The following is a 6,000-nucleotide window of genomic DNA, read 5'->3' as shown; positions in this document are numbered from 1 at the left end:
ATCTGCTATTGGATTATGTCACATTCATATAAAGCATATTCTATTATATTTTGTTAAAAATCGTGTAAAATTGAAAAGGATACATACATTTAAACTTATAATTATATGATGTAATTAGCCTATGAATTTGATATGATTAAAAAAGCTACAATAAAAATAGAATGGATTGGTAATTTCAAAGTGAAAAAACCAGGAATCGGCGTAAGCCATGCCAAAGTTATTTTACTTGGCGAACATGCGGTCGTTTATGGCCAACCAGCCATTGCACTTCCCTTACCGGATTTAGCAATGACTGTCAAAATAGAACCACGTGAAGCAGGACAGGTTATCTTATCTCAAGCCTATCGCGGGTCATTAGAAGCAATGGCAGAGGTTTATGAAGGTATTCGTCAGCTTATCATTAGATTATTACGATACTTTGATGCAGCAGATATGCCTTTTACGATGACCATTACTTCTAACATTCCACAAGAACGTGGTATGGGTTCATCTGCAGCAACAGCAATTGCTATTGTTCGTGGTTTTTTTGATTTTTTCAATAAACCACTTTCAAAATCAGAATTACAACGTTGGGCAAGTATTGAAGAATCAATTACTCATGGGTCACCTTCAGGTTTAGACACTGCAACAGTTGCTAATGATCAAGCAATTTGGTTTGTTAAAGGCGAACAGCCTCAAAAAATAAATGTAGCATTAGATGCAACACTCATCATTGCTGATACAGGTATTCAGGGACAAACAGGAATGGCAGTGGCAGTTGTGCGTGAACATTTGTTTAATGAACCTAAAACGACACAGCATCATATTGATAAAATTGGGGAAATTGTTAAAAATACTCGTATTGCTATTTCGGAGAATAACGTCCTTAAATTAGGACAATTTATGAATAAAGCGCAAAAGCATCTAGAAGCCTTAGGAATTTCTCATCCTAAATTAGATGAATTAATTTTAGCAGCTCGCAATGCTGGTGCTTTAGGCGCTAAACTCACTGGTGGTGGCGTTGGTGGTACAATGATTGCACTAACTCAAAACGCCGAGCAAACAACCAATGTTTTAATGGCGTTAGAAGCTGCCGGTGCACACGAAGTTTGGACGCAAACATATAGTCATTAATCATTTTAGCATTAGGAGTTTTTAGAATGCATTTTACAGCACGTGCGCATACAAATATCGCATTATTAAAATATTGGGGTAAGGCAGATACTGCTATCATAACCCCTACGACGACATCCATATCTTTGACACTTGATGAGTTTTATACAGATACGACGGTTTGGTTTGATGAAAGTTTAACGACTGATAAGTTTATCTTAGATAATGAAGTCATGACGGGCCATGCCTTACAAAAAGTTAGTCAATTTCTTAACGTTGTGCGGCGTCAAGCTGACATTACGAGTTATGCATCAGTCATTTCAACTAATCATGTCCCAACGGCAGCGGGCTTAGCATCATCAGCTTCAGCATTCGCAGCATTAGCTGGTGCTGCTAGTAAAGCAGCTGGTTTAGATTTAACGTTGACAGAACTTTCGCGTTTAGCACGCCATGGATCAGGTTCAGCAACCCGTTCCGTTTTTGGTGGCTTTGCGCAGTGGACGCCGGGCGACGATACAACATCAGTCGGTTCACCATTATTGGCCGATGCGGATTGGCCAATTCAGTTGATGACCGTGGTTATTAATGACCAACAAAAAGCAGTCGGTTCACGTGCTGGCATGCAACATGCTATGGCAACCTCTCCTTTTTATGATTTATGGGTTAAAACAGCTAACGAACAAGTTAATCAAATGATAACTGCAATTCATAATCATGATATAACGACTATTGGTCAAATAGCAGAAGCCAACGCGCTTCAAATGCATGCAACTAATATGACGGCTGTTCCACCGTTTAATTATTTAACCGATAAAAGTTGGGAAGTTATTTTGATGGCCCAGGAATTACGGCAAAAAGGAATTCCTGTTTACGCCACAATGGATGCTGGCCCAAATGTGAAATTAATTTCTAATCCTGCTGATACTGAGGTTATTAAAGAATCATTATTATCAGTTGTTTCAGATAATCAAATTATTAATGCGCACCCAGGCCCAGGTATTCAAATTAATGCAGGAGATTCAATATGTTAGCGACGGCACAAGCACCTGGTAAATTATTTTTGATTGGTGAATATTCAATAACATTTCCTTTTCAAAGTGCGGTTGCCTTTGCAGTTGATAAGTACGTTACCGTAACAGCTGAATCAAATGATATGCAAGTAGTAGACATCACGAGTGATCAACTTGGCAATTTAAAAATACCCTTTGAACAAATACAAAAACCACTTACAATAGATAATTGGCAGTTAGTAAAAAGAACGATGGCTGTTTTATACCAATATCATTTTAAAAATCTTTCTGTCTATCAAGGACTAAAACTTAATATTACAAGTGATTTAACTTTTCAAGGTAAAAAATTAGGATTAGGATCCTCCGCTGCAGTAGTTGTTGCAATTATAAAAGCATTTAATCAAGTATTTAATTTGAAATTATCTAAGCAAGAACAATTCAAATTAGGTGCCCTTGTTATGTTAACCCTACCGCAATTTTCTAAAGGATCAATGGCTGATGTTGCCGTGGCAACTTATGGAAATGTTTTATCTTACCACAAATTTGATGATTTTTTTGTGAATCAATTGCTAGCTAATGGAATGGATTATGCAACGATTATGCAACGTGATTGGCCTGGTTTAGCTATCAAAATTTTGCCATGGCCTACTGATTGGCAAATTGCAATTGGTTGGACAAAAACACCTGCTGACACACAAGAGATATTGAATCATATTATACCATCTGAAAAAATAGCAGCTGCAAAAGAAAAACTTGCCTTAACGACAAAGCCACTTATTAATAAATTTATTTTGGGACTTAAAAATAGCAATTTTGAAATGGTGTCTCAAAGCATTCTTTTAAATGCGACCGACATCACTAATTATACAAATGAAGTTGGGATTAATTATTTGACGGCTAGCTTAACTGATGCGCTCAACATCGCCACTGACTTACATATACCAGCAAAAATTTCGGGTGCTGGCGGCGGCGATAATGTTATTGCAATTACAACTCGTAATGAAAATAAAGAAAAATTACAAAAAGCATGGCAACGTTCGGGTATTATCCCACTACCCTTACATATCGCAACTTTAGGAGAATAAGCAATATGGAATCAGCACACGCACATCGAAAAGATGAACATTTAGCATTAGCTGAAGCTGAATATCGACAACATCAACCAGTATCATCTCTAAAACAAGTTCGTCTCATTCATAATAGTTTACCTGAAATAAATATTGCTGATGTTTCTCTTGCTGTGAAAGATGAAAAATTTAATTTTACATCGCCCTTTTATATCGAAGCTATGACGGGTGGTAGTAATCGAACTGGGAAAATTAATCAGCAACTTGCTGAAGTTGCTCGTCAAACTGGTATAGCCATGGCAGTTGGTTCACAGAGTGTAGCACTAAAGGATAGTAGCGCTATTGAAAGCTTTACGGTTACTCGTCAAACTAATCCAGATGGCTTTATCATGGCAAATATTGGCGCTGGTCATAATGCAAAAGCTGCACAAAAAGTTGTTGATATGATTGGAGCTAATGCTTTAGAGGTGCATTTAAATGTCCCGCAAGAAATTGTGATGCCTGAAGGTGATGCAGAGTTTATGTGGTTAGATAATATTGCGGATATTATCCAAACCGTTAACGTACCTGTCATCATCAAAGAAGTTGGCTTTGGTATGAGTGCGGCAGTCATTCAAGACTTATATAATATGGGTGCCGAATATGTTAATATCGGTGGTCGTTCTGGCACTAATTTTGCGGTTATTGAAGATAGACGTAATCGTGAACAGCATAAAAGTTTTGATTTTCTATATGATTGGGGTCAAACAACAGCAGAAAGTTTATTAGAGGCACAGTCAGTAGCGAAAGCACCTGTTATTTTCGCTATGGGTGGTATTCAAGATCCATTAGATGTTTTAAAAGCCCAAATTATGGGGGCAAAAGCAGTTGGAGTGGCTGGTCATTTTTTGCATACTGTTCTTCAAAATGGTCCTGAAGGATTAGTTGATGAAATTTTAAATTGGCAACGACAGTTAAAAAAATTATACGCATTAGTTGGTGCTAAATCAGCAGATGATTTGGTAAATGTACCTTATATTTTATCTGCAGAATTATTACATTATAAGGACCAACGACATTTATAAATTTAACGTTTTATTAGCGTTTTCAAAGTTTTTCTAAAGCAGGTAAAGTGAACCTTCATTTTGCCTGTTTTTTTACTTACATTCTTGATAATGTCGTAAAATAAAAATATGAAAAACATGTTAACAGAAAGTATTCGTCAACAAACTGATGATCAAATAATAGATGCAACGCTGACCTTGTTGCAAAGCCAATCTTATGACCAACTTGCAGTTACTGAAATCACTCGCAAGGCAGGCGTGTCACGGATGGCTTTCTATCGCCATTTTGGTACAAAAGAAGCAGTCATCCAAGCTATTGTTATGCAGTTAACCCAAGACTTTGAAAAAGAAGCCGTTGAACTACCTTTAAATGCAGAAGCTATTTCACGTGCATTCTTTGGTTTTGTCAAAGCGAATGGTATTGCTATTGCTGTTTTACTAAATGCCGGGTTACGCGAGCAATTCTACCCACCTTTACGTGATATTTTACATAGTTTGTACGCTGAAGGTATCCAAAATGCAGTAACTGTTAATCGCTCTATTGATTATGTATCAGACTTCATTGCTTCTGGTATGCTTGCTTTAGCTATTAGATGGATTGCAACTGGTGCACATGAATCAATTGATCAGATGGTTCAAATTGCTAATAATATGACCAATGCTCATCAAGCTACCATCTAGATAACATGATTAAATAAAAAAGGTATTGATAACCAATCATATAAATGATTGTGATTATCAATACCTTTTTTTCATTGAATTTAACTATTTGCGGTCTTGCTTACCAGCATTACGACCACCCTTTGAACTAGTATGTTCTTGGGTTGTATTCGTAATATCTTTACGACTACCGTTTTGTTGCTGTTGTTGTTCTTGAGCAGCTTGCATTGCTTCTGCAAAACGACCAGAAGGCTTTGCTTTAATTTTACCGGCTAATGCATCATCAACAACATCTTTCACTTCAAAAGTTGCATTAACTTGGGCTTTCAAGCGTGGACGCCAAACAATTATAATAAGTGTTTGAAGAATCATAACCAGCGCACCAGCAAAGAAATACAACGCAATACCAGCATTGGTTACCCATGTCATGAATAACATCATAATTGGCATAACATACATCATCATTTGCATTTGCTTTTTTTGTTCAGCAGGAATACCAATTAGTGATAGATAAGCCTGAATACCGTATGCAATTGCCGTCGCAATTGCTAAAATTGGCGCATGTGAGGCTAAATTAATCCCAAAAAAAGTTGCGTGAGCAATTTCATTTGAATTCTTAATTGCAGCGTACAAACCCATGAAGATAGGCCATTGGATGATTAGTGTTGCAAAGTTCATCCCACCAAGCAAGGATACATTATTTTCACGATATATCGTCATCATTGCTTGTGAAGCTAACATTTGTTCTTCCTGAGATTGCGCACTTTTTTGGGCTTCTTGAACCTTTTTTAATTGTGGTTGCAATAGACGCATTTTTTCTTGTTGAATTGTTGCATTACGTTGTTGGTGTATCATCATTGGTAACAAAATCAAACGGACAACCAATGTCAAAATAATAATTGACCAACCAACTGCATTGATACCACCAATTGCTGTTTCAGACCAGTGCATAAAGTCAGTTAGTGGTCCTTTTAAGAAGTCAGCATGTCCTGTAACAAACAAAACAACTAATACAATTAATAGTATCGGGGTTAAACCTTTAATTTTCATGAAGTATTTTTTCCTACCTATTCATTTTCGTATTCTCTTATTTCAAATAACAATTATATCATGAAATGTATAATATAT

6 protein-coding genes are annotated in these 6,000 nt (G+C 36.6%); 5 read left to right on the top strand and 1 reads right to left on the bottom strand.

Features of this window, described 5'->3' with window-relative positions; all coding sequences use genetic code 11:
• Nucleotides 1-132: 132 nt before the first annotated feature.
• From mvk to FFM61_RS06060, 5 genes are all read left to right on the top strand, one after another.
• Nucleotides 133-1,113 carry a mevalonate kinase gene (gene mvk / locus FFM61_RS06080; RefSeq protein ID WP_210726668.1) on the top strand — a complete coding sequence of 327 codons (981 nt, stop codon included), beginning with the start codon at nucleotides 133-135 and terminating at the stop codon, nucleotides 1,111-1,113.
• A gap of 26 nt (nucleotides 1,114-1,139) precedes the next feature.
• Nucleotides 1,140-2,123 carry a diphosphomevalonate decarboxylase gene (mvaD, locus tag FFM61_RS06075; RefSeq protein ID WP_074426968.1) on the top strand — a complete coding sequence of 328 codons (984 nt, stop codon included), beginning with the start codon at nucleotides 1,140-1,142 and terminating at the stop codon, nucleotides 2,121-2,123.
• Nucleotides 2,117-3,187, top strand: a complete 1,071-nt coding sequence (locus FFM61_RS06070; protein ID WP_074426967.1) for a phosphomevalonate kinase — start codon at nucleotides 2,117-2,119, stop codon at nucleotides 3,185-3,187. Before mvaD ends, FFM61_RS06070 begins: the two co-directional genes overlap by 7 nt.
• 5 nt (nucleotides 3,188-3,192) lie before the next feature.
• Nucleotides 3,193-4,233 carry a type 2 isopentenyl-diphosphate Delta-isomerase gene (fni, locus tag FFM61_RS06065; RefSeq protein ID WP_074426966.1) on the top strand — a complete coding sequence of 347 codons (1,041 nt, stop codon included), beginning with the start codon at nucleotides 3,193-3,195 and terminating at the stop codon, nucleotides 4,231-4,233.
• Between the two features lie 117 nt (nucleotides 4,234-4,350).
• Nucleotides 4,351-4,893 (top strand): TetR/AcrR family transcriptional regulator, encoded by a 543-nt coding sequence (locus FFM61_RS06060; protein WP_074426965.1) that lies wholly within the window; start codon nucleotides 4,351-4,353, stop codon nucleotides 4,891-4,893.
• Nucleotides 4,894-4,977: 84 nt separating this feature from the next.
• Here FFM61_RS06060 and yidC read toward each other — a convergent pair whose 3' ends face one another.
• The gene (yidC, locus tag FFM61_RS06055) at nucleotides 4,978-5,922 is read right to left on the bottom strand and encodes a membrane protein insertase YidC (protein ID WP_074426964.1); all 945 of its coding nucleotides are present in this window, start codon (nucleotides 5,920-5,922) and stop codon (nucleotides 4,978-4,980) included.
• Nucleotides 5,923-6,000 lie beyond the last annotated feature (78 nt).

The sequence above is a fragment of the Weissella hellenica genome (assembly GCF_005405545.1).
GTDB classification, from domain to species: domain Bacteria; phylum Bacillota; class Bacilli; order Lactobacillales; family Lactobacillaceae; genus Weissella; species Weissella hellenica.
This window is presented reverse-complemented; position numbering and strand designations above follow the sequence as displayed.

What these genes read in the sequence shown, in the direction of transcription:
- FFM61_RS06070 (WP_074426967.1), top strand. Translation starts at nt 2,117, where the DNA reads ATGTTAGCGACGGCACAAGCACCTGGTAAATTATTTTTGATTGGTGAA.
- FFM61_RS06060 (WP_074426965.1), top strand. Translation starts at nt 4,351, where the DNA reads ATGTTAACAGAAAGTATTCGTCAACAAACTGATGATCAAATAATAGAT.
- mvaD (WP_074426968.1), top strand. Translation starts at nt 1,140, where the DNA reads ATGCATTTTACAGCACGTGCGCATACAAATATCGCATTATTAAAATAT.
- yidC (WP_074426964.1), bottom strand. Translation starts at nt 5,922, where the DNA reads ATGAAAATTAAAGGTTTAACCCCGATACTATTAATTGTATTAGTTGTT.
- fni (WP_074426966.1), top strand. Translation starts at nt 3,193, where the DNA reads ATGGAATCAGCACACGCACATCGAAAAGATGAACATTTAGCATTAGCT.
- mvk (WP_210726668.1), top strand. Translation starts at nt 133, where the DNA reads ATGATTAAAAAAGCTACAATAAAAATAGAATGGATTGGTAATTTCAAA.